The sequence below is a fragment of the Roseateles oligotrophus genome, assembly GCF_025717515.1.
Classification (GTDB): domain Bacteria; phylum Pseudomonadota; class Gammaproteobacteria; order Burkholderiales; family Burkholderiaceae_C; genus Paucibacter_A; species Paucibacter_A oligotrophus.
The window spans coordinates 94460-120952 of record NZ_JAJIRN010000003.1 but is presented as its reverse complement, the minus strand read 5'-3'; the positions used below and the strand labels follow the sequence as shown (position 1 = coordinate 120952).

The 26493-nt window shown below is 63.7% G+C and carries 23 protein-coding genes; 11 read left to right on the top strand and 12 right to left on the bottom strand.

Annotated elements, in window-relative coordinates; all coding sequences use genetic code 11:
* Positions 1–230 precede the first annotated feature (230 nt).
* The 3 genes from LNV07_RS06620 to LNV07_RS06610 are packed head-to-tail and all read left to right on the top strand — an operon-like array spanning position 231 to position 3351.
* Entirely contained in the window at positions 231–653 is a 423-nt protein-coding gene (locus tag LNV07_RS06620) for a hypothetical protein (protein ID WP_263570391.1), read from the top strand.
* Positions 653–1447, top strand: a complete 795-nt coding sequence (locus LNV07_RS06615; protein ID WP_263570390.1) for a DUF2145 domain-containing protein — start codon at positions 653–655, stop codon at positions 1445–1447. The genes LNV07_RS06620 and LNV07_RS06615 overlap by 1 nt, the downstream gene beginning before the upstream one ends.
* Positions 1448–1458: 11 nt before the next feature.
* Complete coding sequence (locus LNV07_RS06610; protein WP_263570389.1) at positions 1459–3351, top strand: MFS transporter; 1893 nt, start codon at positions 1459–1461, stop codon at positions 3349–3351.
* On the opposite strand, the gene LNV07_RS06605 is transcribed toward LNV07_RS06610, so the two are convergent.
* From LNV07_RS06605 to LNV07_RS06580, 6 genes are read right to left on the bottom strand one after another with little or no spacing between them, the layout of a single operon-like run.
* Entirely contained in the window at positions 3348–3842 is a 495-nt protein-coding gene (locus LNV07_RS06605) for a hypothetical protein (RefSeq protein WP_263570388.1), read from the bottom strand. The two genes, LNV07_RS06610 and LNV07_RS06605, sit on opposite strands and share 4 nt — an antisense overlap.
* Before the next feature lie 44 nt (positions 3843–3886).
* Complete coding sequence (tgt, locus tag LNV07_RS06600; protein ID WP_263570387.1) at positions 3887–5023, bottom strand: tRNA guanosine(34) transglycosylase Tgt; 1137 nt, start codon at positions 5021–5023, stop codon at positions 3887–3889.
* Positions 5024–5045: 22 nt separating this feature from the next.
* On the bottom strand, positions 5046–6344 hold the full coding sequence (locus tag LNV07_RS06595) for a hypothetical protein (protein WP_263570386.1): 1299 nt from the start codon (positions 6342–6344) through the stop codon (positions 5046–5048).
* A complete protein-coding gene (locus tag LNV07_RS06590) occupies positions 6344–7123 on the bottom strand; it encodes an outer membrane lipoprotein-sorting protein (RefSeq protein WP_397545537.1) in 780 nt (259 codons plus the stop codon). Before LNV07_RS06590 ends, LNV07_RS06595 begins: the two co-directional genes overlap by 1 nt.
* A gap of 27 nt (positions 7124–7150) precedes the next feature.
* The gene (locus LNV07_RS06585; protein ID WP_263570385.1) at positions 7151–8557 is read right to left on the bottom strand and encodes an ABC transporter permease; all 1407 of its coding nucleotides are present in this window, start codon (positions 8555–8557) and stop codon (positions 7151–7153) included.
* A complete protein-coding gene (locus LNV07_RS06580) occupies positions 8554–9276 on the bottom strand; it encodes an ABC transporter ATP-binding protein (protein WP_263570384.1) in 723 nt (240 codons plus the stop codon). Before LNV07_RS06580 ends, LNV07_RS06585 begins: the two co-directional genes overlap by 4 nt.
* Positions 9277–9502: 226 nt before the next feature.
* Between LNV07_RS06580 and LNV07_RS06575 the strand changes: the two genes are divergently transcribed.
* Positions 9503–10330, top strand: a complete 828-nt coding sequence (locus LNV07_RS06575) for a substrate-binding periplasmic protein (RefSeq protein ID WP_263570383.1) — start codon at positions 9503–9505, stop codon at positions 10328–10330.
* 30 nt (positions 10331–10360) lie between these two features.
* Positions 10361–10969, top strand: a complete 609-nt coding sequence (locus LNV07_RS06570; protein ID WP_263570382.1) for an IMPACT family protein — start codon at positions 10361–10363, stop codon at positions 10967–10969.
* Here the strand turns inward: LNV07_RS06570 and LNV07_RS06565 are convergent.
* Positions 10966–11691, bottom strand: coding sequence for an SOS response-associated peptidase (locus LNV07_RS06565; RefSeq protein WP_263570381.1), 726 nt, complete (start codon positions 11689–11691; stop codon positions 10966–10968). The genes LNV07_RS06570 and LNV07_RS06565 overlap by 4 nt on opposite strands.
* A gap of 62 nt (positions 11692–11753) precedes the next feature.
* On the opposite strand from LNV07_RS06565, the gene speB reads away from it, so the two are divergent.
* From speB to LNV07_RS06545, 4 genes are all read left to right on the top strand, one after another.
* A complete protein-coding gene (speB, locus tag LNV07_RS06560) occupies positions 11754–12674 on the top strand; it encodes an agmatinase (RefSeq protein ID WP_263570380.1) in 921 nt (306 codons plus the stop codon).
* A 107-nt stretch (positions 12675–12781) separates the two neighbouring features.
* Positions 12782–13963 (top strand): FIST signal transduction protein, encoded by a 1182-nt coding sequence (locus LNV07_RS06555; protein WP_263570379.1) that lies wholly within the window; start codon positions 12782–12784, stop codon positions 13961–13963.
* A gap of 32 nt (positions 13964–13995) precedes the next feature.
* Positions 13996–17172 carry a PAS domain-containing protein gene (locus LNV07_RS06550; protein ID WP_263570378.1) on the top strand — a complete coding sequence of 1059 codons (3177 nt, stop codon included), beginning with the start codon at positions 13996–13998 and terminating at the stop codon, positions 17170–17172.
* A gap of 1 nt (position 17173) precedes the next feature.
* On the top strand, positions 17174–18232 hold the full coding sequence (locus tag LNV07_RS06545) for an HD-GYP domain-containing protein (protein ID WP_263570377.1): 1059 nt from the start codon (positions 17174–17176) through the stop codon (positions 18230–18232).
* 31 nt (positions 18233–18263) lie between these two features.
* Here the strand turns inward: LNV07_RS06545 and dacB are convergent, their stop codons facing one another.
* The 4 genes from dacB to queA form a co-directional block, all read right to left on the bottom strand.
* The gene (gene dacB / locus LNV07_RS06540) at positions 18264–19706 is read right to left on the bottom strand and encodes a D-alanyl-D-alanine carboxypeptidase/D-alanyl-D-alanine endopeptidase (RefSeq protein ID WP_263570376.1); all 1443 of its coding nucleotides are present in this window, start codon (positions 19704–19706) and stop codon (positions 18264–18266) included.
* Between the two features lie 4 nt (positions 19707–19710).
* Entirely contained in the window at positions 19711–20511 is an 801-nt protein-coding gene (locus tag LNV07_RS06535) for an alpha/beta hydrolase (protein WP_263570375.1), read from the bottom strand.
* Between the two features lie 92 nt (positions 20512–20603).
* Positions 20604–21791: an amino acid aminotransferase gene (locus LNV07_RS06530; RefSeq protein WP_263570374.1), complete on the bottom strand. Its 1188-nt coding sequence runs from the start codon at positions 21789–21791 to the stop codon at positions 20604–20606.
* A gap of 39 nt (positions 21792–21830) precedes the next feature.
* On the bottom strand, positions 21831–22895 hold the full coding sequence (queA, locus tag LNV07_RS06525) for a tRNA preQ1(34) S-adenosylmethionine ribosyltransferase-isomerase QueA (protein ID WP_263570373.1): 1065 nt from the start codon (positions 22893–22895) through the stop codon (positions 21831–21833).
* 131 nt (positions 22896–23026) lie between these two features.
* On the opposite strand from queA, the gene LNV07_RS06520 reads away from it, so the two are divergent.
* Both LNV07_RS06520 and LNV07_RS06515 read left to right on the top strand, forming a co-directional pair.
* Positions 23027–23431: a TraR/DksA family transcriptional regulator gene (locus LNV07_RS06520; RefSeq protein ID WP_263570372.1), complete on the top strand. Its 405-nt coding sequence runs from the start codon at positions 23027–23029 to the stop codon at positions 23429–23431.
* Positions 23432–23461: 30 nt separating this feature from the next.
* Positions 23462–23842: a hypothetical protein gene (locus LNV07_RS06515; protein ID WP_263570371.1), complete on the top strand. Its 381-nt coding sequence runs from the start codon at positions 23462–23464 to the stop codon at positions 23840–23842.
* A 100-nt stretch (positions 23843–23942) separates the two neighbouring features.
* On the opposite strand, the gene LNV07_RS06510 is transcribed toward LNV07_RS06515, so the two are convergent.
* The gene (locus tag LNV07_RS06510; protein ID WP_263570370.1) at positions 23943–26339 is read right to left on the bottom strand and encodes a YCF48-related protein; all 2397 of its coding nucleotides are present in this window, start codon (positions 26337–26339) and stop codon (positions 23943–23945) included.
* Positions 26340–26493: the final 154 nt, after the last annotated feature.

Here is a 26493-nt window from a genome sequence, read left to right as displayed (position 1 = left end):
TCGGCGCAGGCTTGAAGCAGGCAGGGCCAAGCCGGTAGCGGAATTCAATACCGGGCGGCGCGCGAGCGGCCACATGGCCGGATTTCCCCTTCGCGGACGCGACATGCGACAAGATGGGCAGCAAGAACTCAGCCCGCCAGGCAAAAGCCGCCCCTGATCGAAATTCCGAAATCCCGAAGTTCCGGTGGTTTTGTCGGCAACCAACCCGATAGCTGCTCATGGAGACGCTCATGCAATCACGCAAGCCACTTTTAACCCTGATCGCCGCCTTGCTCCTGAGCCCACTGGCTCAGACGGGCGCTCAAGCGCAGTCCACCGCCTCCGAGGCCAGCGCCCTGTCGATGCTGCCGGTGGCGATCTCGGTGGCCGCGCCGGTCTTGCTGTTGTCGGCCGGCGTGAGCCTGACCGTGGTCGCAATCGAGTCCACGGCCAAGGGCACGGTCTGGGTGCTGGAACGGGCCTCGGACGGCGCAAGGGTCAGCGTGATGTTCGCTTCGCAACTGCTGGCCGGCGCGGCCCTCTCGGTCGGCACGGCGGTGGTGGTCAGCGTGATCGGCAGCGGCTATGTGCTCTCGGCCGCCGGTGCTGCCATCGCCTTCATTCCGAACGAGATCGGTGCCTCGCTGCTCTATAACGAACGCGTCACCCGCTGATGAAATCGGCTAGCCGACTGGCCGCCTGCTTGCCCCTGCTGGCGCTCGCCGGCCCGGCGCTGGCCGGCAGGTCTTGTGAGGACAAGCCGCTCAGCCCTCTGCAGATCGAGCGCGGCATGAATCTGGCCCAGGCCACGGCGCGTCAACTCGACGCCAGCGGTGCGCAGGTGCTGGTGTTGGCGCGGGCGGGTCAGGACCTGAGCAAGTATGGCGTGCAATGGTCGCATCTCGGCTTCGCCTATCGCGAACAGCTGGACAGCAAGCCGGTCTGGCGCGTGCTGCACAAGCTCAATCAATGCGGCAGCGCCAAGGGCGATTTGTATCGGCAAGGTCTGGGCGAATTCTTCCTTGACCGCCCGCATCGCTATGCGGCCGCCTACGTCGCGCTAAAGCCCGAGCTGCAGGCCGCGCTGCTGCCGGTGCTGCGCGACAACGGCCGCGCCAGCGCGCTGCATGAGCCGCGTTACAGCATGGTGGCCTACGCCTGGGCGCAAACCTATCAGCAGAGCAATCAATGGGTGCTGGAGACGCTGGCCAGCGCGGCCGCACCGGAGCTGCAGGGTCGCGCCGCGGCGCAAGGCTGGCTGAAGGCGAAGGGCTACCGCCCCAGCGACCTGCAGCTGTCCACCGCCACCCGCCTGGGCGCCCGCGTCGGCATGGCCAATGTCGCGTTTGACGATCACCCGATGGCCAGGCGCTTGGCCGGTCACATCGAAACCATCACCGCCGATTCCTTGTTCGACTGGTTGCCGCGCGCCGGCCTGAGTCAAGGGCTCGAATTGGTCCAGCAATAAGCCCCTCGACGATGATCAATTCCGAACCTAGCAGCCAGTTTCAACTGCTCACCCAGCGCCGCTTCGCGCCCTTCTTCTGGACCCAGTTCCTCGGCGCCGGTAATGACAATTTGTTCAAGTTCGCCTTCACCGTACTGATCACCTATCAGCTGCAACTGGACTGGCTGCCGCCCACCCAAGCCGGCCTGGTGATAGGGGCGCTATTCATCCTGCCCTTTGTGCTGTTCTCGGCCACCAGCGGCCAGTTGGCCGACAAGTTCGACAAGACCCGGCTGATCCGCTTCGTCAAGAATCTTGAAATCGCCATCATGGCCCTGGTGGCCTGGGGCTTTTTGAGCAGCAACATTCCCTTGCTGCTGGCCTGCGTGTTCTTGATGGGCTTGCACTCGACGCTGTTCGGCCCGGTCAAGTTTGCCTATCTGCCGCAGCAGCTCAGCGAGCGCGAGTTGACCGGCGGCAACGGCATCGTCGAGATGGGCACCTTTGTGGCCATCCTGCTCGGCAATGTGGCGGGCGGCTTGTTGATTGCCACCCCGCTGGTCGGCGCCCGCCATGTGGCGATCGCGGCGCTGGCCGTGGCGCTGCTCGGGCGACTGTGCGCCCAGGCCATTCCCGCCTCGCCCGCCACCGACCCGCAGCTCAAGATCAACTGGAATCCGCTCACCGAGACCTGGCGCAATTTGCAACTCGCCCGCCAACAGCTGAGCGTCTTCCGCTCGCTGCTGGGGATCTCCTGGATGTGGTTTTTCGGCGCCGTCTTTCTCGCCAATTTCCCGGCCTTTGCCAAGCAGGTTTTGCATGGCGACGAGCAGGTCGCCTCGATGCTCTTGGTGGTTTTTTCCATCGGCATTGGCACGGGCTCTTTGCTCTGCGAGTTCTTGTCACGCCGCCATGTCGAGATCGGCCTGGTGCCGCTCGGCGCAATCGGCATGAGCGTGTTCGCGATCGACCTCTACTTCGCCTCGCGCGGCCTGCCGCCCAGCGCCGGCCTGAGTCTGGCGCAGTTCATGGCCATGCCCGCGCATTGGCGTGTGCTCGCTGACCTGACGCTGTTGGCGCTGTTCGCCGGCCTCTACAGCGTGCCCATGTATGCCTTGATACAGCTGCGCTCGCAGCCCACCCACCGGGCCCGCATCATTGCCGCCAACAATATCCTCAACGCGCTCTTCATGATCGCGAGTTCGGTGTTGGCCGGTGCCTTGCTCGGCGCGGGCCTGAGCATCCCCGAGTTGTTTCTGGCCGTTGGCCTAGCCAATGCGGTGGTCGCTTTCTACATCTTCATGCTGGTGCCCGAATACCTGTTGCGCTTTGTCGCCTTCATCGCCTCGCGGCTGATCTATCGCTTCAAGGTGCAGGGCGACGAACATATCCCCTTGCAGGGCGCGGCGCTGCTGGTCTGCAACCATGTGTCCTTCATCGACGCGGTGCTCTTGATGGCCGCCAGCCCGAGGCCGATCCGCTTCCTGATGGATCACAAGATCTTCCGCACCCCGCTGCTGGGCCCCTTGTTCCGTCTCGCCAAGGCGATCCCGATCGCGCCGCAAAAAGACGACCCCGACACCTATGAGCGCGCCTTCAGCGAAGCCCGGCGCGTGCTGGCCGAGGGCGAGTTGCTGTGCATCTTCCCCGAAGGCGCCATCACCCGCGACGGCCAATTGCAGCCGTTCAAGGGCGGCGTTATGAAAATTCTGGAGGGCCAGGGCGACATCCCCGTCGTGCCCATGGCCTTGCTGAATCTATGGGGCTCCTACTTCTCGCGGGTCGAGCAAGGTGGGGCGATGACCCGGCCGTTCCGGCGCGGTCTGCTCAGTCGCGTCGGCCTGCTGGCCGGGCCGCCAATATTGGCCGCCAAGGTCAGCCCCGAACTCCTGCGCGAACGGGTGGCGGAGTTGCTGAAAAACTAAACCCGCGCGCGGCGCAATCGACGGGCCAGGCGCATTTTGAAAACACGCGACCAGCGCCAGACTTGGCTACCGCGCACCCAGGCCAATAGCCCGGTCTTCCAGATCGTCCAACCCGCATAGACACGCGCGAACCAGGCCATCCGCAACAGCGCCGGCCGGGTCAGCTGAAACAGCCGCGCGATGATGGCGGTGCCGACCAGCTTGGCCAGAATGATCAGGCACAGGCCCAAGCCCACACGCCCGCTGCTGATCAGCAGCAGCGCCAGCAGCTTGACCGGCAAGAGCAGCAGCGTCGGCGTCAGCAAGGCGAACAAGGCGGCCACCGGCGGCAAGCGCTGGAGCAAACATTCCAGCTGACGAAACACCGGCCAGCGCCCGATGCGCGCCATCAAGCGGCTCAAGGGCCGGTAGCCCCATTCCTCGAACAGAATCAGCAGCGCCAGCAACAGCCGCAAGGGCTGGAGCAAGGCTTGCAAGAGCGCGTTCAGCATAGGCCCATCATGCCGGCAAGGAGGCCGCTAGCCCCCGTGCCAAATTACACCCCGCGCGCCCTATCCTCGGCGAACTTGAGGCGGAAGGCTGCGAAGCCGCCGCTGCCCGGAGCGTCCAGCGCATCGCGCGCTTCCTGCATCAGATTCAGGTAGTAATGCAGGTTGTGGATGCTGGTCAGCATCGGACCCAGCATCTCGCCGCAGCGATCCAGATGGTGCAGATAGGCGCGCGAGAAGTTGGCGCAGCAGTAGCAAGTGCAGGTCTCGTCGACCGGCCGCTCGTCGGTCTTGTAGCGCGCATTGCGCAGGCGCAAATCGCCAAAGCGGGTGAACAAATGGCCATTGCGCGCATTGCGAGTCGGCATCACGCAGTCGAACATATCGATGCCTTGCGTCACGCCTTCGATCAGGTCTTCCGGCGTGCCCACACCCATCAGGTAACGCGGCTTGTCGGCGGGTAGCTGATGGCCGATATGGGCCAGCACGCGGCGCATGTCTTCCTTGGGTTCACCGACGCTCAAGCCACCGATCGCGTAGCCGGGCAGGTCCAGCGCGGCCAGGCCGGCGAGAGAGTGGTCACGCAGGCCCTCATACATGCCGCCCTGCACGATGCCGAACAAGGCGTTCGGATTTTGCAAACGGTTGATTTCATCGGCGCAGCGCTTGGCCCAGCGCAAGCTCATCTCCATCGAGACGCGGGCTTCCTTCTCGGTCGTGATATGGCCCTTGCTTTCATAGGGCGTGCATTCGTCGAACTGCATCACGATGTCGGAGTTCAGCACCGTCTGGATCTGCATGCTGATCTCGGGCGTCAGGAAGAGCTTGTCACCGTTCACCGGCGAGGCGAACTTGACGCCCTCTTCCGAAATCTTGCGCATCTCGCCGAGGCTCCAGACCTGGAAGCCGCCGCTGTCGGTCAGGATCGGTTTGTTCCAGCTCTCGAAACGGTGCAGACCGCCGAACTGTTTGATGATGTCCATGCCGGGCCGCAGCCACAGATGGAAGGTGTTGCCGAGGATGATTTGCGCGCCCATCTCCTCGAGCGAACGCGGCATCACGCCCTTGACGGTGCCATAGGTGCCCACCGGCATGAAGATCGGCGTTTGCACCACTCCATGGTTGAGCGTCATCTGGCCACGACGTGCATGGCCCTCGGTTTTGAGTAGGTCGAACTTCAGCATAGGGGGCGATTGTCGCAGCCTCTCAGAACAGCCTCCGCAGCAAGACTTGCAAAAGCCTGGCTTGCGGCAGTGCGCCGAACTCGCTGCCCGGCCCGCCCTGATTGCGCTGGTATTGCAGGGCCAGGTCGGTTTCAGGCCAGTGGTAGCGCGCCTCGACCCAGCCGAGCCGGCTGTGATCATCCAGGTTATGCCGCAGCATCGCGTTGAAATCCAGATTCGGCTGCGCCAGCGCGTCCTGCCAACTGGCATAGGCAAACAGCACATGACGGGTCGGCATGTCGAAACGGTCTTGCACCCAACGGCGGTATTGGACGTAGGCCGCGGCCGACACATGCGGCAACGCGCGCCAAACGGCCTGGCTCATCCCGCCGCCATTGAAGTTGTATTCCAGCGTCAGACTGAGCTTGTCGGCACTGGTGTAGGTCAGGCCGCCGGCATAGCGGGAGCGAAAGGCCTGGTCGTTCGCCGCGCCCTGAGCAGCCAGGGCCTGCGCGAGTTGCGAGGCCGAGCGCCCGCCCGACCACTCGACATAGGCCACCGTCGCTTGGCCCAGCAAGCCCGTCAGGTTGAAGCCCAATTGCGGTGATTGCCCTTCTTCGCCAAACAGCAGCCATTGCGGGTTGATGCCTTCGGCCAAGCGCTGGCTGAGCAGCAAGAGCCAGCGATTGCTGCAATTGGTCGCCCCCGCATTCAGGCTGAAGTCGGCATCGCTGGCTGCTTGCTCGGTCAGCTTGGGCGAGGCCAGCGCACTCAGCGATCCGTCGGCCCAGAGGGTTTGGCCGCGCAGCATCACGCTGCCCTGGCGGTTCTTTTTCAGGCTGGCCGGGTCGATCGCCACGATGGAGCGGACTGCGCCGCTGCGAAAATAGTCGCTCGGGTTATAGCCCAAGGCGACCCCGTGGCGGGCATTGATGCGGCCGAGGTCGAGCGCCCGGTCGGGCTGCGGCTGCCAGCTCAGATAGGCCTCGCGCAGGGTGTTGATGGCGCTGCGCTCGCCAAAACCGCCCTGCCAGCGCAGGTCCAGCTGATTCGAGAAAGCGCCGCGCCAGCCCGCGCCGAGGGCCCGGTCGAGTTGCAGATCCAGGGACAGGCGCTCGGTATTTGTATTGAGGTCTCGACCGCCTGCGCGTTCGGTCGCGGCGCCCAGGCCGGCCTCGACTGCCAACAACCAGTCCCGCCTAGGCTCGCTGGCCGCCGCCGGCAAGTCCGCCAATTGCAGCGCCGCCGCCTCGGCATCCTTGGCGCGTGAGGTTTCATCCGCCAGCGCCGGCCCGCTCAAGCAGGCCAGCAGCAGCAGTTGCCCCAGTCGGCGGCCGCCCATCACTCGGCCTTGAAGCGCGGCAGATAGTCGCGCTGCAGCCAGGCATCGGGTACATCGCGCCAGTTCCAATCGGAGTAGCGCATCACCGTGACCCAGTTCGGGTCCAAGCCGTCGATGATGACGGTCTCGGTCGGCCGCATTGATCCCAGCTGCTGCTCGTATTTGCGGTAATAGGCGGTCTTCAACAGCCGCTCGCTCTCGGAGTAATAGCGGCCCTTGACCGGCTGATTATTGGCCACATCAACCCACATCTCGATGCGGTGGTAGGTGACGTCCGGCGATGTCGCTGCCAGGGCTAACTTGTAACATTTACGGGTCTGGCGGTCGCCGTCCAGCGTATCTTCCTCGGCGACAAGGCTGGCCCGATAGTCGAGCGCTAGATTGACGGTCACCACATCGCCATTCGCCGCCTGGCCAAGCAAGCGTTGCTGCGGCGACATGCGGATGCTGGCCTTGCTGGCCGGGTCATAGAACCACAAATCATTGCCGCTTTTCAGCATCAGCTTGTTGGCGTCGCGCAGCGGCTTCAAAAAGCGGATCAGGTTCCGATATTGGCCGCCGCTGGCCTCGGCCTTGGCATAGACGGCCAGGCTCAAATTGGCCGACTCGCGCCCGTTGCGGTACTCGATCAGCTGGGTCTGTAGCGCAAAAGGCTTGGCCGGGTTGCGCACCGCATCGCTGGCGGCCAGAATTTCCTGCGCAGTCGGCGTGGCGGCCGCCGCCACCGGGCCGCCAATGAGCATCAACAAGGGCCATAGGCCCGCCAAGATCGGTTTCAGGATTCGCATAGCCTGCCTCTTCTCTGCTCAAACATGCCGCAAGGCATCGACCACGGCCAGATTGGCGGCCCGCTTGGCCGGCCACCAGGCCGACAGCGTGGCTACCAGAATCAGCCCCAGGCTGCTGCCAAGAATCAGCGGCGCATTGCCCCAAACCCTGCTCTTCAGCGGATAGGCGTAGACATAACCGGGTGGCGTCCAGGTCAGCCCGCTGTGATTGATAAAGAAGGCCAGCAACAAGGCCATCAGCAGCCCCAGCAAGACGCCGATGCCACCGAGCAGCAGGCCCTCGACCATGAACAGGCGCCGGATGCCGGAGCGGCGCAGGCCGATCGCCCGCAGCGTGCCGATCTCGACCGTGCGCTCGACCACCGCCATGCTCATGGTGTTGCCGACGGTGAACAAGACGATCACGCCGATCAGCGTGGCAATGAAGCCGAACATGGAATCGAAGAAGCTGATCGTCTGACCATAAATCGGTGCCAGCGTCTGGAAGTCTTGCAGCTCCAGGTCGGCGCCCTGCAAGGCCCCGGCCAGCAACTCGGTCAAACGCGCCCGGGCCTGGGCGATCTGGTCGCTGTGCTGCAGCTGCAGCTGAATCGCGGTCACCTGCGGCTTGTCGGCTCCGAAGATCAAGCGCTGCGCATGGCCGAGATGCATTTCCACCGAGATGTCGTCCAGCTCCTTGAGGCCGTAGTTCTCGGCCTTGACGACCTTCAGGCTGGCCACATTGGGCACGCCATGGTCATTGGCGGCCAGCAGTTCGATCCGCGTCTCGGCGCCGCCATCCGGCGCAGCGCCGGCTTGGGCTTGTTCGAGCGCCGACAAGGCGCCGATGTCGGCCGGCAGTGCCTGGCCGGTCCCGGCAGCAGCGGGTTTACTGGGCAAGGCGTGGCAATTCGGCACCTGCAGCGGCCCGCACAACTGCAGCAAACGCGCCACGCCGGTGCCGATGACGGCCGCATCGGGCGGGCTGCCGGTCAGCGCCAGCGGCCGCGCATAGCTGAGGCTGCCGTAATCGTTCCAGAGCCGCATCTGGTTTTGCTCATCCACCAGCACGCCCGCCACCAACACCGTCTTGGAAACACCGGCCGAGAAGTTGCCGGCGATGCCGCCCAGATTCAGCTTGGGCGTCACCACGGTCAGCAGCGGCCGCAGCAGCGGGTCGGCCTTGACGAGGTCGATGATGGCTTGATAGTCGGGAATGCCAAAGGCCGCCGGGTTGCCGCTGCCGTAGAGAAAGTAGTCCTTGCGCTGAATCTGCAGATGGCCGAGCTTTTGCACATAGCCGGTCTGCATCGCCAGGATGGAATTGCTGGCATAACCGCCAAACAAGAGGGTGGCGCTCAGGCCGATCACCATCGCCAACAAGGTGGTCACCGAGCGGCGGCGGTTGCGCATCAGATTGCGCAGCGCGAGTGACAGCGTGCTCATGCCGACAACTCCGCCGCTGCCGCATCCTCGAGCGGCTCGCCGCGCGTGACCGAGACAATCCGCCCATCGCGCAGCAGCACCGTGTCATCGGCCTGCGCCTGCACCATCGCGTCATGCGAAGAAAAAACAAAAGCGACCCGCTGCTCGCGCTGCATCTTGCGCATCAGCGCGATGATGGCGGCGCCGGTCTGGCTGTCGAGATTGGCAGTCGGCTCGTCCGCCAGCACCAGCTTGGGGGCGGTGGCCAGCGCACGCGCAATCGCCACCCGTTGGCGCTGCCCACCCGACAGCTGGCCGGGCAGGTTGGCGGCCTTGTCGGCCAGGCCCACCGCCTCCAACATGGCCAGCACGCGTTCGCGCCGCTGCGCCGCCGGCATCTTGGTCAGCAACAAGGGGTACTCGACGTTCTCATAGGCCGTCAGCACCGGCAGCAGGTTGAAATTCTGAAAGATGAAACCGAGATGGCGGGCCCGAAAGTCCGACAAGGCGTCATCGGACATCGCATGCGCCGGCTGCCCGGCCACGCTCACTTCGCCCCGGTCGGGTCGGTCGATGCAGGCAATCAAATTGAGCAAGGTGGTCTTGCCGCTGCCCGAGGGGCCGCAAATCACCGTGAAACAATTGCCTCGAATCTCAAGATTTATGTCGGTCAAGGCCGGCACTTCGACCGCACCGAGCTGGTAGATCTTGCTGACGTTTTTAAGGCTGACGGGATGCATAGGCTTGCTTCAAAATGACCGGGTGAATAGATCGTCGCTGACGGCCGCGAGTTTCCCTCCCCGCACAGGGCTTTATCTTGAGCGATTGCAACATGAACTCATTGCAGCACCGGAATGGCATGCCCACTTGGCCTCCGATCGCGCCGCCGCCGCGCCTGAACTGGCGTATAAGAACGGCAGGGATGATGTATCGGGCGGAATCGATCCGCCTTCAGCAGGGCTTGGTATGCGTCGATTGATCTTGGGGTGGCTGTTCGGCCTTGGTCTGGCCGGGCTCGGCAATGTGCAGGCGCAGGCTGCGCAATGCGGCCCCTACAGCCTGGCCTTCTATGAGCATGGCGTGCTCTATTACCGCGATGTCGACGGTCAATACGCGGGCGTCGACCTCGACATCGTCAATGAGTTGGCCAGACGCAGCGGCTGCCAATTCAAGACCGTGCTGGAGTCTCGCGTACGCATCTGGGACCAACTGGCCAAGCACAATTTGGACATCAGCGTGTCCGGCATCCCCAGCCCAGAACGCGAAAAATTCGCCGAGTTCATGCTCTATATGCAGAGCCATAACTTTGCCCTCGTACGGCAGGATCTGGCAGGCGCCCTGAGCACGCCCGAGGCATTTTTGGCCGACACCAAGCGCTTGGTGGTGGTCGTCAAGAGCTTCAAGCATGGCGCCGTTTTCGATGCCTGGCTGGACAAAATGCGGGCCCAGCAGCGCGTCACCGAGGTGCCGGATTTTGAATCCGCGGTGCGCGTCTTCAAGCTCGGCCGCGCCGACGCGATGCTGGCGCTGCCGACCAGCTGGCCGCTGATCCTGCGCCGCGAGGGCTTGCAGGAGCAGATCAGCGTGCTCGACTGGGCGCCGCAGGATCGCATCACCGCCGGCCTGGTCGTCTCGCGCCAGCGGGTCAGCGAGGTCGACCGGCAGCGCCTGCGCGCTGCCCTGCATTCGATGCAGAAAGACGGCACGCTCGAGGCCATCTACAAACGCCATGTCGGCGCCCAGTTGGCCAAGGCCTTGCTGTTCGAGCCGCCGGCGGCGGTGCCGAAACAATAGGGTCGGCGCGGCCGCGGCGAAAATGGCCCCATGCCCCACGCCATCGCCCAGCCCGTTCACAGTGAACTGATCATCAAGAAGAGCCGCTTTATCGGCTGCGTGGAAGCGATGGCCGACCGCGCCGGCGCCAGCAAGAGGGTGGCCGAGTTGAAGGCCGAGCACCCCGGCGCTGTTCATGTCTGCTGGGCCTTCTCGGGCGGCGGGCAGTCGGCCGCGGTGGATGATGGCGAGCCCAGCGGCACCGCCGGCCGGCCAATGCTGGAGGTGCTGCGGCATCAGGATCTGGAAGGCGTGCTGGCCACCGTCGTGCGCTATTGGGGCGGCACAAAACTCGGTGCCGGCGGCCTGGTACGCGCCTATACCGATGCGGTCGCGCAGGCCTTGCTGAAGGCCGAGAAGATACCGTTGGTAAAACTGCAGACGTTGCGCTGCACGGTGCCCTATGCCTTTGAAGGCCTGTTGCGGCGCGAGATCGAGGCCGCGCAGGCACAACTGCTTGAGGTCTTGCATGGCAGCCAGGTCGAGCTCAGCTTCGCGCTGCCGGCGCCGGCCGCCGACGCCTTTGTGGCTCGCCTCAATGAAGCCGGCCAAGGCCGCATCGGCTGGCTCAAGGCATTGTCCGAACTCGAGCCCGACTAAATCAACAAGCCCTGCTCGGGCCCGTCTCGGCCGCGCAGGCGAGCCAATAATTCATCGGTCTGTTGCGCCGGACTTGGGTCGAACATTTCGGCCGGCGCTACCCGCAGCAACTGCATCGCCTCGTCCCGGCGACCCTGCAACCAACAGTCCCAGTCGGCGGCATTGATTTGAATGGCGGAGCGCTTGTCTTGCGCGTCGGCGGGCAGCCTCGGGTCGGGCTTGTGCAAACGACTCAGCAGCGGGTGGCCATCGCAATTCATCGTCAGCATCGAGTAGTTGGCGACGAGTTCACCGCTGAGCGGGTTGACCCACTCCGACCAAATGCCGGCCAGCGCCCAGGGCGCACCGTCGGCCCTGCGGAGCTGCCACCAGATATTGCGCCCGGTTTCCCAGTTAGGCTCCTGGTAGCTTTGAGCCGGAATCAGGCAGCGCCGGCCGGCGCTCCAGGCGGCACGGTAGGTCGGCCGCTCAGCCACCGATTCGATGCGGGCGTTATTGGTCAGCACCCCGCGCGAGCTCGGTCTGGCCTGCAGCGCATGCGGCGCGATCATGCCCCATTGGCCGGCAACCGCCTGCCGCTCACCCTGGGCATTGGTGCGGATCAACAGGCCTTGCCCGAACGGCCCGACCGGCCCCTCGGGCCAGGCCAGCTTGGGCTCGACGATCAGCCTGAAATGCCGCTCGATCTCCTGCTTGGGCGAGACATGATAGAGATTGCACATGGCGGCCACTGTAGCGGCGATTTACCATCGCTACTCTTGTCCCGCCGGAGCTAGATCCAAGCATGAGCAATTTCGCTTTTCTGAGCAACAACACCTTCATGAAGGTGGCGCCGCAGGCGGCCCAGCCCTTCGCCATCGCCGGCGTCGCCTGGGACGGCTGCGTGACCAACCGCCCCGGCGCCCGCTTCGGCCCGCGCGCTATTCGGCAGGCTAGCCATATGCTGTGTGACGGCACTCATCCGCTGTTCGACACCACGCCCGAAGGCCGGCTGACCGATCTGGGCGATCTGCTTTTGCCCAACACCAGCCTGGCGGCGATGCGCGAGGCCATGCTGCCGCTGGTCGCGCCTATGCTGGCCAAGCACCATATGGCCTGGCTGGGCGGCGACCACTCGATCACGCTGCCGCTGCTGCGGGCCTACAAGGCACATTACGGCCGGCCGCTGGCGGTGCTGCATTTCGATGCACACTGCGACACCTGGACCGACCATTTCGGTGAACCCAGTGGCCATGGCACCTGGGTCTACGAGGCGATGCAAGAGGGCCTGGTCGATCCCAACTGCTTTGTGCAGTTCGGCATCCGCTCGGCCGGCCAGCGCGAGGCGCGCGACTATGTGGCCGATCAAGGCGGCTTGATCTTTACCGCCCGCGCGCTGCGTGGCCTGGAGAGTCCGGCGCAACTGGCCGGCGTCTTGCAGCAGGTGCGTGAACGCATGGCCGCACATGGCCACCCACCGCTCTACCTGAGCCTGGACATCGACTGCCTGGACCCGGCCTTTGCGCCCGGCACCGGCACGCCCGAACCGGGCGGCATGACGACCAATCAGGTCTTCAGCATCCTGGAGGAGTTGGTGCCGGTACTGAACTTCGTCGGCATGGATTGCGTGGAGGTGGCGCCACCTTATGACCACGCGGAGCTGAGCAGTTACGCGGCGGCTCAGATGGTCTGGACCTATCTCTGTGCGCGCTTGGCGGCCAGATAGCCCCGTTTTGCCGACCAGTTTTTGCGCCGCCGCTGGCCTCGGCTCGGGCAGAATGGGTCGATTGAGCAATGCTCGATGCGCCGTCAACCTCCCAAAGGACTCCCGCCATGAAAGTCGCACAAATCATCCTGCATGAGCAAGACGATATCGAGCGGGCCTTGGCGACTTGGAACCCGACCGAAGTCGGTTCACCGGCACCTCACTTGGTCTTGGTCTTCAGCGCCATCCCCTTGTTGCAGCGCATCGCCGCGCCCTTGATGGCCCGTTTCCCCACGGCCTTGCGGCTGGGTTGTTCCACCGCTGGCGAGATATCGGCCGAGGGTGTCGGCGACGATAGCTGCGTGCTGACGGCGCTGCGCTTCGAAAGCGCCGACGGCCACGCGCTGCAAGCCTCGACCCCTCTCGCCGATATGGCCGACTCCGAAGCCGCCGGGCGGCGCTTGGCGGCACAGCTTCCTCAAGCCGGCCTGCGTGCCGTGCTGGTGCTGGGCCAGGGCGTCGCCGTCAACGGCAGCGCCTTGATCGCCGGCATGACTCAGCTGCTCGGCCAGAACGTCACCATCACCGGCGGCCTGGCCGGCGACGGGGCGGCGTTCAAGGAAACCTGGGTGCTGAATCAAAGCGGCGTGCATAACAACCAGCTCGTTTGCGTCGGGCTCTACGGTGAAGATCTGGTCTTTGCCCATGGCTCTTTCGGTGGCTGGGCACCGTTCGGGCCGGCCCGCCGCGTCACCCGCTGCGAGGGCAATGTGCTGTTCGAGTTGGACGGCGAGCCGGCGTTGGATGTCTACAAGCGCTACCTCGGCGACTATGCCCGCGACCTGCCGGCGTCTGGCCTCTTGTTCCCGTTTGCGATGCTGGGCCGGGACCACAACGAGATCGGCTTGATCCGCACGATTCTGGGCGTCGATGAGGCCGTCGGCAGCCTGACCTTGGCCGGCGACATCGACCCGACCGGTTACCTGAAGTTGATGCATGCCAGCACCGATGCGCTGGTAAGCGGCGCCGAGTCGGCCGCGCAAGCCGCTGCGGCCGCCGCCGAAGTGGCCGGGCCCCAGGGGCAAGAAAAGAGTCGGGGCCTCGCGCTGCTGGTCAGCTGCGTTGGCCGCAAGCTGGTGATGGGCGGCCGGGTCGAGGAAGAAATCGAGGCGGTGGCCGATGTCTTCGGTCGCTCCGCCGTGTTGGCCGGTTTCTATTCCAATGGCGAGATCAGCCCCTTCACCGGCAATCTTGAATGCAAGCTGCACAACCAGACCATGACCATCACCTATCTGGGCGAACGTCGCTAAAGCCGAATTTCAAGCCTGCAGCACAAGCGACGATGCACAAGCTCCTGTCCCGCCAGATCAAACGCCTGCTGGGTAGTGACGAGCAGCAATTGCCCGCGCTGCTGGCAGAGTTGGCCGAATTGGCGGAGCGGCCCGAGCTGTCGCCGGCGGCGGCCAGATTTTTGCTCGGCCTGGGCGCGCTGTTCGAACGCGTTGACGGTGCCTATGAGCAAAGCGACCGTGACCTCGATCTGAAGACCCGCAGCCTGGAGCTCAGCTCGGTCGAGTTAAGCGGCACGTTTGATCGCATTCGCAAGGAGTTGGCCAGCCGCACACGCGCGATTGAATCGCTGCGAGCCACCGCGCAAGGCCTGTTGCAATCGACCGGCACCGCCCTGCCGGCGCTGCATGATGACAACGATCTGGAGGCGCTGTCGCAGCTGATGTCGGAGCTGGTGCGCCAGCGCGAGGACAGCCAGCAAAGTTTGCAGCTCGCCCTGGATGAGTTGGCGGACCAGAAGTTCGCGCTTGACCAGCATGGCATCGTCAGCATCACCAACCTGGCCGGCGAGATTACCTACGTCAACGACAAGTTCTGCCAGATCAGCGGTTACCGCCGAGAGGAGTTGTTAGGCAAGAACCACCGCATGATCAGCTCGGGTCTGCACTCGGACGCCTTCTTCGCCGATCTCTGGGCCACCATCACCGCGGGCCGGGTTTGGCATGGCGATGTCTGCAACCGCGCCAAGGCAGGGCCGCTGTACTGGGTGCAAGCGACCATCGTGCCGCTGAAGGGCAAAACCGGCGTGCCGGAGCAGTACATCGCCATCCGCACCGAGATCACCGAGCGCAAAAACATGGAGGCGGCCGTCAAGGCCGGCGAAGCCCGGCTGCGCCACATCACCAACACAGTGCCCGGTGTGCTCTATCGCTGCCAGGTCAACCTGCAAACAAACCGCATCCAATTCAGCTATGTCAGCGACAGGCTGAAGGAGGTGCTGGGCCTGGAACCCGAAGCACTGCTGGCCGACGGCAGCATTGTGGTGGCACAAATCGCCCCGGAGTTCCGCGAGCGCTGCGTCCAGGGCGTGCTGAGCGCCGCCCGTTCGCGCAGCCATTGGCGCGATGACTACAGAATCATTCGGCCCGACGGCGTGCAGCGCTGGGTGCGCTCCGAAACGCGGCCCGAGCCGGATCTGGCCGCAGACGGCTCGGTCGTCTACAGCGGCATCTGGCAAGACGTCACGCTGCTGAAGGAGGCCGGCGCGCGTCTGAAGGACATCACCGAGAGCATTCCGGTGGCGGTGTTTCAGGCCTATAGCTCGGCTGCGGGTTGGCGCTCGATTCCTTTTTGCAGCCCGGCGCTGGAGCGCATCTGCGGCATTGCGCCGGACGATGTCGTCAAAGACGCCCAAGTCTTGGTGGCCCAGGTGGACCCTCGTGATGGCCCCGAATTGATCGAAGCCTTTGCCAAATCGGCGCGCAGTTTGGAGGCGTTGACGGTAGATTTTCGCCTGCGCCACAAACACAGCGGTGCGCAAGTCTGGGTGCATGGCGAGGTGCAGCCCAAGCCAACCGCCGATGGCGGCCTGGTCTGGAACGGCTACCTGACCGACATCAGCGAGGCCAAACGGGTCTCCGAAGAACTGCGCCGGGCCAAGGAAGGGGCCGAGGCCGCCAACCGGGCCAAGAGCGATTTTCTGGCCAATATGAGTCACGAAATCCGCACCCCGATGAACGGCATCATCGGCATGACCGAGTTGGCGCTGGACGATGCGGTCGACGCCGAGCAGCGCGGCCATCTGCTGGTGGTCAGGGACTCCTCCGAAGCCTTGCTGCGGGTCATCAACGACATCCTGGACTTCTCCAAGATCGAGGCCGGCAAGCTGCAGATCGAGTCGATTGCCTTTGATCTCGAGGCCGCCGTCGAGGACACTCTCAAGCCGCTGGCCTTGCGCGCCAACGACAAGGGGCTTGAGCTCCTGTGCAGGCTGGCGCCGGATCTGCCGGCGCAGACATTGCTCGGTGATCCGGGCCGGCTGCGGCAGATTCTGATCAATTTGATCGGCAATGCGATCAAGTTCACCGCCCATGGCGAAGTGGCGCTGGAACTCAGCCTGGCCGCCGGCACTGCCGATGCGCCCAGCATCTTGTTCACCATCCGTGACACCGGCATTGGCATCCCGGCGGAAAACCTGAATTCGATTTTCGATGCCTTCGCGCAGCAAGACAGCTCGATCACCCGACGCTTTGGAGGCACCGGCCTGGGGCTGACGATTTCCTCGCGGCTGGTCGAAGCGCTGGGCGGCACGATCTGGGTCGACAGCGTGGTCGGCCGAGGCAGCAGCTTTCACTTTGCCCTGCCCTTCACCTTGGCTCCGCTGCCGAATGGCGTCAGCACCGACGCGGCCAGCGCCGTGGCGGGCTTCGTTCCGACGGCTGCCGACTCCCAAGAAGGAAGCGGCCTGGAGGTGCTATTGGTCGAGGACCATCCGGTCAATCAACAGCTGGCGATGGCCTTGCTGCACCGCAGCGGCCACCGCGTCAGCTTGGCCGAGAACGGCCAGCAGGCCTTGGATCTGCTTGCGCAGCGGCGCTTCGATCTGGTCTTGATGGACATGATGATGCCGGTGCTGGACGGGCTTGAGGCGACCCGACGCTTTCGTGCCAGCGAGCCGCCGGGGCAGGCGCGCACGCCCATCCTGGCGATGACGGCGCGGGCCACTTCGGCCGACCGCGACCTCTGCCTCGCCGCCGGCATGGACGACTACCTTTCCAAGCCCTTTGACGTCAAGGCCTTTCAGCTGATGGTACAGCGCTACCTGCCCGCCTTGGCCGGCGCCGCCTCGACCCAGCCGGCGCCGGCACCCGCGCCACCGCCCATCGCAGCAATGACGGAATTCGATTACGCAGCGGCGCTCCGCGAGGTCGACCAAGAGGTGATTGCCATCGTCAGCACGATCTTTGTGCGGCGCTGGCCGCTGGAGCTGGAAAAGTTGCGCGTCGCCTTGCTCGCAGGCGAGCTGGAAACCCTGCTGCATAGTGGCCACGCCTTGAAGGGTACGCTGGGCATGTTCGGTGCCCGCCCAGCGGCCGCCTTGGCCCACCAAATCGAGGGCGACGCCGAGCTGGGTCGCCTGGACGATATGGCCGAACTCATCGAGGGGCTCGGCATCCAGGTGTCTTTGCTTTTGCAGGCGCTGGCCAATCACCATATAGAGCGGGGCTGACATGAGCAATGGTCGAATCAAGCGGCAAGTCCTGATCGTTGACGACAGCGAAATCAACCTCGCCCTGTTCGAGGCGCTGGTGCTCAAGCTCGGCGATATCGAGGCCAAAAGCATGGCCTCCGCCACCGAGGGCCTAGCCTGGGCCCAGCAGCACGCACCGGATCTGATCATCGTCGACTACATGATGCCCGAACTCGACGGTGTGCAATTCATCGAGCGCCTTCGGGCGACGGCGGGCAAAGACGGCGTGCCGATTTTGATGATCACCGCCAATGACCAAAAGCCGGTGCGCTACCGAGCCCTCAATGCAGGTGCTTCGGACTTCCTGACCAAGCCGATCGACAAGGTCGAATTTCTGGCACGCTGCAGCAATCTGCTGGCCTTGAGTGAAATGCGCCGCAAGTTGGACGACCGCGCCGCCTGGCTGGCCGACGAGGTGCGGCTGGCCACCGCCAAGATCGTCGAGCGCGAGCGCGAGACGGTGATCCGTCTGGCCAAGGCGGCCGAATACCGCGACCCCGAGACCGGCGCGCATATCTTGCGCATGGCGCATTACTCGCAGCTGATTGCGCGTGGCCTGGGCCTGAGCGAGGGCGAACAAGAGTTGCTATTGCAGGCGGCACCGCTGCATGACATCGGCAAGGTTGGTATCAGCGACAGCATCCTGCTCAAGCCGGGCCGCCTGACACCGGCCGAATTCGACACGATGAAGCAGCATGCGGCCTATGGCTATGAAATTTTGAAGGAAAGCAGCTCCAGCATCCTGCAGACCGGCGCGTCAATCGCGCTCGGTCATCACGAGAAGTTTGACGGCAGCGGCTATCCGGGCGGCCTCGTCGGCGAAGCGATTCCAATCTTCTGCCGCATCGTGGCGGTGGCCGATGTCTTCGACGCGCTGACCTCGGCACGGCCGTATAAGTCGGCCTGGACGCTGGAGGATGCCGCGACCCATATCCGGTCCCAGTCCGGCAGCCATTTCGACCCGGCCTGTGTGGCGGTCTTCTTTGAGCTTTGGCCCGAGGTTTTAGAGATTCGCGAGCGCTTTAGGGACGATGATTGACCCACCTTGCTGGCGCCGCTATGACCGGCAGTTAGCGCCTACTGGCCAGCCATTCGACCAAGGCATCCATCGCCGCTCGCCCCTTGGCGGCCTCCGCATGGTTGACGGCGACCACCAACACCCAGGGCCGTCGTCGGCGGTCGTAAACATAGCCTGCCAAGGCCTTGACGTCGCGGAGCGTGCCGGTCTTAAGCCGCGCTCGCCCCTCCGCCGGCCCGCCCTTGAAACGCCGCGTCAGCGTGCCATCGACACCAGCCAAGGGCAGGCCGCTGAGCAGCTCGGGCGCCAGAGGGCCATCCCAGGCCGCAGCCAGCAAGGCGGCCAGTTGCGCCGGCTTGATGCGCTCGCTGCGCGACAGGCCCGCGCCGTTGTCCAGCACCAGCCCCTCGCTGTCGATGTGTTTGGCCGCAAACCATTCGCTCACCGCGCGCGCGGCGGCCGCCTGCGTCGCCTCGCCCGGCTCGGCCACCGCGGCACCCAGGCGCAGAAAAACCAAACGGCTGAGCGGGTTGTCAGACTGCTTGAGCGCAGCACGCAGCAACTCGCCCAGCGGCCGGTCTTGATGACTGGCCAATAGGCGGGCGTCAACAGGTGTGGCGCCCTCCAGGTTGGCCGGGCCCATGCTGCCACCCAGCTCGGCCCAAATCTGCCGTACGGCCTGGGTGCTCAGCCATTGACGGTCGAGCAAATTCAGCTTCGGTCGCTGCTCGCAATGACGCGGGAACTCGCCCTTCAATTCGATCGTCGCGCCGCTGCCGTCTTGGCGCACCATGGGCAAGCGCCAACCCTGCTCCCAGTCGACGCAGGGTCTATCAACCAAAGTCATGCCGCTGACATCCAGCCCTATGCCGGGCCAGGCCGGGCTGGACTTGGCGCTGACCGAGCTAGCGTCGGATCTCAGCGTGTAGCCGAGCAGGCTGCCGTTCAGATGCAAGGCATCGGGGATGACGTTGTACGGCCACTCGGGTGACTCGTCGAAGGCCGGCACGCCGAGCTCGGGCCGAGCCGGGCTGAACAAGGTGCGGTCGACCACCAGGCCGCCCTGGATTTCGCGCAGCCCTTGCTGCTCGCGCAAGACCCGCAGCATTTGCCACAGCACGCCCCAGTCCAACTCGGCGTCGGCGCCGCCACGCAGATAGAGCGAGCCGTTCAGCACATCTCCCGTCTGGTTGCCGTCCACCAACAGATCGGTGCGCCCGCGTGAGGCGGCCCCGAGCCGATCCATGGCCACCACGGCGGTGACCAACTTCATCGCCGAGCCGACCGAGATCGCCTCTTGCCCACGCACACTCAAAATCTGCGCCGCTTGCTGCAAGGGGAAGGCATGCACGGCCATGGCCGATTCGGGCAGGCCCGCCTTGGCCAACGCCAGTCTCACTTCGGCAGGCAAGCGCAAGGGCGGCATGGCAAGAGCGGCGCAGTTGGCCAGCAAGGCGCCCACACAGAGAATTCGCAAACGCAAGCTCGAACCCATGGATCTATTTCAAGCTTTGCACAAAGGCCAGCACCTGCGCCACCATGGTCGCGGTGGCCTTGGGCGCCTCGATGTCGCCGGCCAACACATGCTGGCCCGCGCTTTCGCTGTAATCGACCTCGATCAGGCATTTGATCGCACTGCCGAAACGCTTGAAAGCCGCCCGCGCGAGGGTCACGTTGATGACGCTGTCACGCGGCGACAGCAGCATCAGCAGCGGCGCCTTGACGGCCTCCAGCGGGCTGGCGCGCACCTGATTCACCAGCGACATCATCGGGTCCAGCGCCGAGGTCGGGTATTCATGCGTCCAGAAACGCGCCTTGGTCTCGTTGCCGGGCTTGTAACGCATGACGCCACCGTGCACCCAATGGATCAAGGCGCGACCCCATGACCAATTGATCAGGGCGGCAAATCTGTCTTTGGGCCCGAAGTTGGGCGACACCAGGACCCAGGCCGCCACATCACGCCCCTGCGGCTGCAGGGCGGCCCAAGCAGCCAGCGTGGCCCCCGTCGAGGTGCCCATCACCAGCACTCGTTCGCCCAGCTTCTGGCCCAGCGCCAGCGCCTCTAGCGCGTCGGCCTGCCATTGAGCGACCGACATGCCGGCCATCGCCGCGCCGGGCCGGCCATGGCCGGTGAGGCGGGTGTAGAAGACATGGCCGCCCAGGCTTTGGGCCAGCAACTCGGGCAACGGTGCCATCTCTTGCCGCGTGGCGGTGAAGCCATGCAGATAGACCACCGCCCAGGGCGCCCGCACCCGGCCGGCGCGGCCCCAGACGATCTGCTTCTCGGCCCCCGGCGTCACGTCGAGCAGACGCGCTTCGGAGGCGGCCAGATGCGCGTCGAGCTGATCTAGCTGCGAGGGCAGCCAGTCGCCCGCGCTGGAGACAACTGGCTTCAGGCGAGCACGGCCGCCATCGCAGCAGCCGTGGCCTCAACGTTCTTGCTGTTCAAGCCAGCGACGCACATCCGGCCCGAACGGACCAGATAGACGGCGAACTCTTCCTTCAAGCGATCCACCTGAGCGGCGCTCAAACCGGTGTAGCTGAACATGCCGCGCTGAGTCAGGAAGTAGTCGAAATTGCGACCCGGCAACTTGGCGCTGAGCACCTCGTACAAGGCATTGCGCATTTCATGAATGCGCTGGCGCATCTCGTTGACTTCACCTTCCCACTGCGAGCGCAGGGCCGGGTCGGTCAGCACGCGAGCGACCAGCTGGCCACCATGCATCGGCGGGTTCGAGTAGTTGCGACGGATCAGGAACTTCAGCTGCCCCAGCACATTGACCGCCTGCGCCGCGTTCGGGCACACCACGCTCAAGGCACCGCAACGCTCGCCGTACAAGCTCATGCTCTTGGAGAAGCTGTTGGCAACGAAGAAGCTCAGGCCCGCATCGGCCATTGCGCGGATCGCGAAGGCGTCCTCATCAATGCCGTCGCCATAGCCTTGATAGGCCAGGTCCAGGAAGGGCAGCAAGTCGCGCTCCTTCAAGACCGGGATCAGCTCATCCCATTGCAGCGGGGTCAGGTCAACACCGGTCGGGTTGTGGCAGCAGGCGTGCATCAGGACCACGCTCTTGGGCGGCAAGGCCTTGATGGCGGCCAGCATGTCGGCAAAACGCACGCCACCGGTGGCCGCGTCGTAGTAAGGATAGGTCTTGACCTCGATGTTCGAGCCCTCGAACACCGCGCGGTGGTTGTCCCAGGTCGGGTCGGACACATAGATGGCGCTGTCGGGGAAGTAGCGCTTGATGAAATCGGCACCGACTTTCAGGCCGCCGCTGGAGCCGACGCTCTGGATCGTCACCGTGCGCTCACGCACCGGATTGTTCTCACCGAACAGCAGCGCTTGCACAGCCGAGCGGAAATTGGCCGCGCCTTCCATCGGCAGATAAGGGCGAGCGCCGGCCTCGGCCACCACCTGCAACTCGGCCTTGCGGACCGAATCCAGCATCGGAATCTTGCCGTTGTCGTCAAAGTAGATCCCGATCGACAGATTGATCTTGCCCGGACGGGTATCTTTCTGGAAAGCCTCGTTGAGGCTCAGGATAGGGTCGCCGGCATAGGCGTCAACGTGGTGAAACATGGTCAGGACTCCAGGCAAAGGGGAACAAAACTCGTGGCATTATCGCGGCGCTTGCGGCTGCAACTGCAGCAGCATCGCGTCGCCATAGCTGAAAAATCGGTATTCGGCCGCGATGGCATGGCGATACAGCGCCATGATGGGCGCATATCCGGCAAAAGCGCTGACCAACATCATCAGCGTGCTCTTGGGTAAATGAAAGTTGGTGACGAGCAAATCAACGACGCGGAACTGGAAACCCGGCGTGATGAAGATCGCCGTCTCGCGCGCACCGGCCTGCAACTCGCCGCCCAGCGCAGCCGACTCCAGCGCTCGCAGCGTGGTCGTGCCGACCGCCACCACCCGCCCGCCCCGCGCCTTGCACGCCGCGATCGCCGCGACCGTCTCGGCCGTTACCTCGAACCATTCGCTGTGCATCTTGTGCTCATCGAGCTTTTCCACCCGCACCGGCTGAAAGGTGCCGGCGCCGACATGCAAGGTGACATGAGCGGTCGCGACGCCCTGCTCGCTCAAGCGTGCCAACAAGGCCTCATCAAAATGCAAGGCGGCGGTCGGCGCGGCCACCGCGCCGGGCTCTTTGGCAAACACCGTCTGGTACCGCCGCACATCGTCGGCCTCGTCGGCATGCTCGATATAGGGCGGCAGCGGCACATGACCATGCAGTTCCAGCAGCGCAAACGGATAGCTGGGGAAGCGCAGATGGAACATGCCGTTGTCGGGGCCGCAGCGGCCCAGCACCTCGGCGTCAAACGCGTCATTGAAGCGCACGAAACTGCCGGGCTTCGGGCTCTTGCTGGCGCGCAGATGGGCCCAGACTTCCAAGGTTCCGGGGTGGACTCGTTCCACCAGCGCCTCGACGGCGCCGCCCGACATCTTGGCGCCGTAAAGCCGCGCCTTGATCACCTTGGTGTTGTTGAAGACCAGCAGATCGCCGGCCTTCAGCAGTTCAGGTAACTCGTAAAAGATGCGGTCCACCGGCGGCTGACTGCGGCCATCCAGGAGGCGTGAGCCGCTGCGCTCCGCTGCGGGATGCTGGGCGATCAACTCGGGCGGCAGGTCGAAATCGAAGTCGCTGACGCTGTGGACTGAAGAAGTTGAGGATTGCATGAAAGTTGAGGGCCGGACGGACCCGTGCCAAACAGAAAGGAAGAAGGCAGCATTTTCCCATGCGGGCTTTTTGACGCAGGTCAATCGAGCGGACAGGGCTTGGTGCGACCATTCATTCAAGGAGCGATTCGATGAGACATCAACAAGCGCAAGTCCTGACCCCCGGCCAGCAAGCGATGCTGGAAGATACATTGCTGCAGCGCCAGCGTTCGCTTGAGCATGAGTTGCAAACCCAGTTGGGCGCACAAGGCCGGGTTGAACATGCCCGCGAGCAACTGCTGCAAGACGCCGATGGCGAGCAGGCCCATGCGACCGATCGCGAGGTGGATCTGGCTCGCAGCGATGCGAATCTGGAGGCCCTGCGTCAAGTCAATGAAGCGCTGCAACGTCTGCGCAGCCCGGAATTTGGCCTGTGCAGCAACTGCGGTGAAGCGATTGCCTTCGATCGCTTGAAGGCCAATCCAGAGGCCTTGCGTTGCATCACTTGCCAAGCCGCCGAGGAGCGCTTGCATGGCGGCACCTCACACAAGCTCTGAATCTTCATCCCACCGAAAGGACTTTCACTCATGAGTATGTTTCACGCGGTTGTCTGGCTCGATCACCAAAGCGCCAAGGTCTTGCAGTTCGACGAGGCCCATGTGCAGGCCGAAAAGGTCAAGGCCCACAGCCACCACACCAAGCAGCATGGCAGCGCGGTGCGCAGCGAGCATGAATTTTTCGGCGAGGTTTGCGATGCATTGAACGGCATCGAGGAGGTCTTGGTGGTCGGTTCATCGACCGCGCAGTCCGACTTCAAGCATTACGCCGACAAGCACCGCCCGCAAACCGCCAAGCACATCGTCGGCTATGAGACCGTTGATCATCCGACCGAAAACCAACTCATTGCCATGGCCAAGCAGTACTTCTTGAAGTACGACCGGATGGCCGGGACACCGTCGCCGATGTGAGTTATTGGCAATAGCCAAATGTAGAAAGGCCGACCCGCTAACTCAGCGGGTCGGCCTTCTTTTTTGGGTGCCGAACTTGCTTAGCCTCGGTTGACTGTCCTCAAATGCCGCCGGTTCCAGTCGCCAACAAACTGCCATCTTCACCGGACACCCAGCCGGTGCGAGGGTCGACAAAGAACACTTGATTCAGCGTCTTCTGGGTGCCCGAGTAGATGCGCTGCCAGGTCTTGCCGCCATCCTGGGTGCTCAAAATGGCGCCAGCACTGCCGACCACCCAGCCCCGCTGTGCGTCCAAAAACTGGATGTCCTGCAACTGCACGGCGTCACCCTGCATGCTTATTGACCAAGTCTGGCCGGCGTCCCGCGACTGCAGCACGGTACCGTTGGCTCCGATTGCCCAAACCGTCGTGGCATCGACGAAGACGACCCGGCGGAGCTCGGAGCCCGTGCCACTGAACCTGCTCTGCCAAGTCAGCCCGCCATCTTGTGTGCTGACGATGCGCCCGCCATTGCCGACCGCCACGCCCTGCTTGGCGTTGGCGAAATGGATGCTGTTGATCCCTTCGACAAAATCGGCCACTTTCGCCCAACTCTGACCGGCGTCAATCGAAGTCAACAAAACAGGCGTGGGATAAAAGCTGCCGGGTCGCAACTCGGTCGATAAGGCATAGCCCTTGTTCTCATCGATAAATTGGAATTGGCTGATCTTGGCCGTGCCACTCAAGGGCGACGCCCAAGTCGCGCCGGCATCAATACTGCGATAGACCTTGCCGTCAGCGGCCAAGAGCCAACCCTTGGTAGCAGAAAGGAACTGGAAGCGAACCTGATTCCAGTAGTCCGGTTTCACTAAATCCTTCAGTTTGACCGTCCAGTCAAGACCGCCGTTACTGGTCTCCAGCAACTCCCCGGCCGCACTGATGGCCAAGGCTCGTTTGGCGTCAAAGAACCAAGTCGCGATGAAGGAACTCTGGGCGAACTGAGCCTCCTTGCCGACCGCCAGTCGCCAAGTCAGCATATCGTCGCTGCTGATGTATTCAAGGCCGAAATAGGCATGTTTGAGCGCCCAAGTCTTGGCGCCGACCTTGCGCAAACCGCTCACTTCGTAGCCATTGCCCGGCAACTGGATTTCGCGCCAAGTCCGCCCGAGATCCTCGCTGAAATCGCGCTTGAAACTGTTGTTTGTGCTGTCACTGACCGCGCGGTAAATCGCCCCGCTGGGCAATAGGCTCAGTTGGCTTTGATAGGAACTGGCGTTCAAGGCAAACACCATCGCTTGCCAATTGCGGCCGCCATCGCTCGTCGTGTACAAGGAAGTGTCATTCCCGACCAGGCTCAAGATGCCATTCAAGGCGTCGGTAAAGACGATTTTTTGAACCGTGAAATAACCAATGGCCGGCAAGCCCTGCGCATCAAAGCGCTCCCATGTCAGACCGGCATCCTGGCTGCGACGCAGATTGAGTTTGTACGTGGACCTGCCGGTTTCATAGTCATAACTCTGCACGCCCTCGCTCAGCAAAACTCCCGACTTGCCCATGGTGATCGAGCCGGAGGTGCTGTAGTTCAGTTTGGCCAGCAGCTCGACCTGCGTCTTGCCCAGATCGGTCGACTTGAAGAGCTTGTCTTCGCTGCGACTCCAGATCGCACCGTCGGCATCAATACGATCGAGCCGCAGTTTGCGCTGCGCCCAAGTGGCGCCACCGTCGCTGCTGGCGGTGATGAAATCGTCGCCCACAATCACCGCCGTCGTGGCATTGATGACCGACAGGGACAAGGAATTGCTGTTCGGGTAAGGAGAATCCTGCCTCGACCAAGAAGCCTGCAAGACCCAGTTAGCGCCACCATCAACGGTGCGCAGCACGGCGCCATATTCGCCCACGGCCCACCCATTGTTGGCGTCGGCAAAACGAATCGATGTCAAGCGGGTCCGCAGTCCCGAAACTTGGCCGACCCATGTCTTGGCGCCATCGCTGGACTTGAGAATCTCGCCATTAGATCCGACCGACCAGGCTGTCTTGCTGTCCAGGAAGAAGAGGTCCGCACGGTCATTGCCGCTCGGTTTTGGCATCTGCCAGCACCAACCGCTATCCGCAGCGCCGGTACAGGCCAAGCCCTTGACATGCGTCCGGTTGTTGACGCTAACGCGGAATTTCAACTCCTTGGAGCTGCCCGCCTCGTTGCTGACCTTGAGCGTGACGTCATAGTCGCCCACTTTGGCGAACTCATGCTTTGGAGCCGGCTCGGTGCTGCTGGCGCCGTCACCAAAGGACCAGGCAAACTTCAAGCCAGTCAGTGCGGCAGCACTGTTATCAAAACTGGCCGCGCTACCGACATCGGCACTGGCCGCGGCCTTGATCGACAACGTCTCCGGGATCACCGTGGCCGGTGTGACCGGCGTTGGCGGCTCGACCGGCGTGCTGCCCTCACTGCCGCCGCCACAGGCGCTCAACAGGCTGGACACCAAGACCGTGATGGCCAAGACTTGACTTGTATATTTCATTTTCAACCCTCCCTGATGGTTCTTCTTGAAAGTTCATGGATCGATTCGATGACCGATTTCGGTGCGGATTGTAGGGAGGGTCGGCTGGGTCGCAGCCCACCCAAATGGGGGAGAGGGTAACTACAGTCAAAGCGAATGCGCGCGGCGCGCGCCT

Coding starts and splice junctions, on each gene's coding strand:
- LNV07_RS06580 (WP_263570384.1), bottom strand. CDS start 9,276: ATGCATCCCGTCAGCCTTAAAAACGTCAGCAAGATCTACCAGCTCGGT.
- LNV07_RS06610 (WP_263570389.1), top strand. CDS start 1,459: ATGATCAATTCCGAACCTAGCAGCCAGTTTCAACTGCTCACCCAGCGC.
- LNV07_RS06510 (WP_263570370.1), bottom strand. CDS start 26,339: ATGAAATATACAAGTCAAGTCTTGGCCATCACGGTCTTGGTGTCCAGC.
- tgt (WP_263570387.1), bottom strand. CDS start 5,023: ATGCTGAAGTTCGACCTACTCAAAACCGAGGGCCATGCACGTCGTGGC.
- queA (WP_263570373.1), bottom strand. CDS start 22,895: ATGCAATCCTCAACTTCTTCAGTCCACAGCGTCAGCGACTTCGATTTC.
- LNV07_RS06520 (WP_263570372.1), top strand. CDS start 23,027: ATGAGACATCAACAAGCGCAAGTCCTGACCCCCGGCCAGCAAGCGATG.
- LNV07_RS06530 (WP_263570374.1), bottom strand. CDS start 21,791: ATGTTTCACCACGTTGACGCCTATGCCGGCGACCCTATCCTGAGCCTC.
- LNV07_RS06565 (WP_263570381.1), bottom strand. CDS start 11,691: ATGTGCAATCTCTATCATGTCTCGCCCAAGCAGGAGATCGAGCGGCAT.
- LNV07_RS06555 (WP_263570379.1), top strand. CDS start 12,782: ATGAAAGTCGCACAAATCATCCTGCATGAGCAAGACGATATCGAGCGG.
- speB (WP_263570380.1), top strand. CDS start 11,754: ATGAGCAATTTCGCTTTTCTGAGCAACAACACCTTCATGAAGGTGGCG.
- LNV07_RS06615 (WP_263570390.1), top strand. CDS start 653: ATGAAATCGGCTAGCCGACTGGCCGCCTGCTTGCCCCTGCTGGCGCTC.
- dacB (WP_263570376.1), bottom strand. CDS start 19,706: ATGGGTTCGAGCTTGCGTTTGCGAATTCTCTGTGTGGGCGCCTTGCTG.
- LNV07_RS06595 (WP_263570386.1), bottom strand. CDS start 6,344: ATGGGCGGCCGCCGACTGGGGCAACTGCTGCTGCTGGCCTGCTTGAGC.
- LNV07_RS06550 (WP_263570378.1), top strand. CDS start 13,996: ATGCACAAGCTCCTGTCCCGCCAGATCAAACGCCTGCTGGGTAGTGAC.
- LNV07_RS06575 (WP_263570383.1), top strand. CDS start 9,503: ATGCGTCGATTGATCTTGGGGTGGCTGTTCGGCCTTGGTCTGGCCGGG.
- LNV07_RS06515 (WP_263570371.1), top strand. CDS start 23,462: ATGAGTATGTTTCACGCGGTTGTCTGGCTCGATCACCAAAGCGCCAAG.
- LNV07_RS06545 (WP_263570377.1), top strand. CDS start 17,174: ATGAGCAATGGTCGAATCAAGCGGCAAGTCCTGATCGTTGACGACAGC.
- LNV07_RS06570 (WP_263570382.1), top strand. CDS start 10,361: ATGCCCCACGCCATCGCCCAGCCCGTTCACAGTGAACTGATCATCAAG.
- LNV07_RS06605 (WP_263570388.1), bottom strand. CDS start 3,842: ATGCTGAACGCGCTCTTGCAAGCCTTGCTCCAGCCCTTGCGGCTGTTG.
- LNV07_RS06620 (WP_263570391.1), top strand. CDS start 231: ATGCAATCACGCAAGCCACTTTTAACCCTGATCGCCGCCTTGCTCCTG.
- LNV07_RS06585 (WP_263570385.1), bottom strand. CDS start 8,557: ATGAGCACGCTGTCACTCGCGCTGCGCAATCTGATGCGCAACCGCCGC.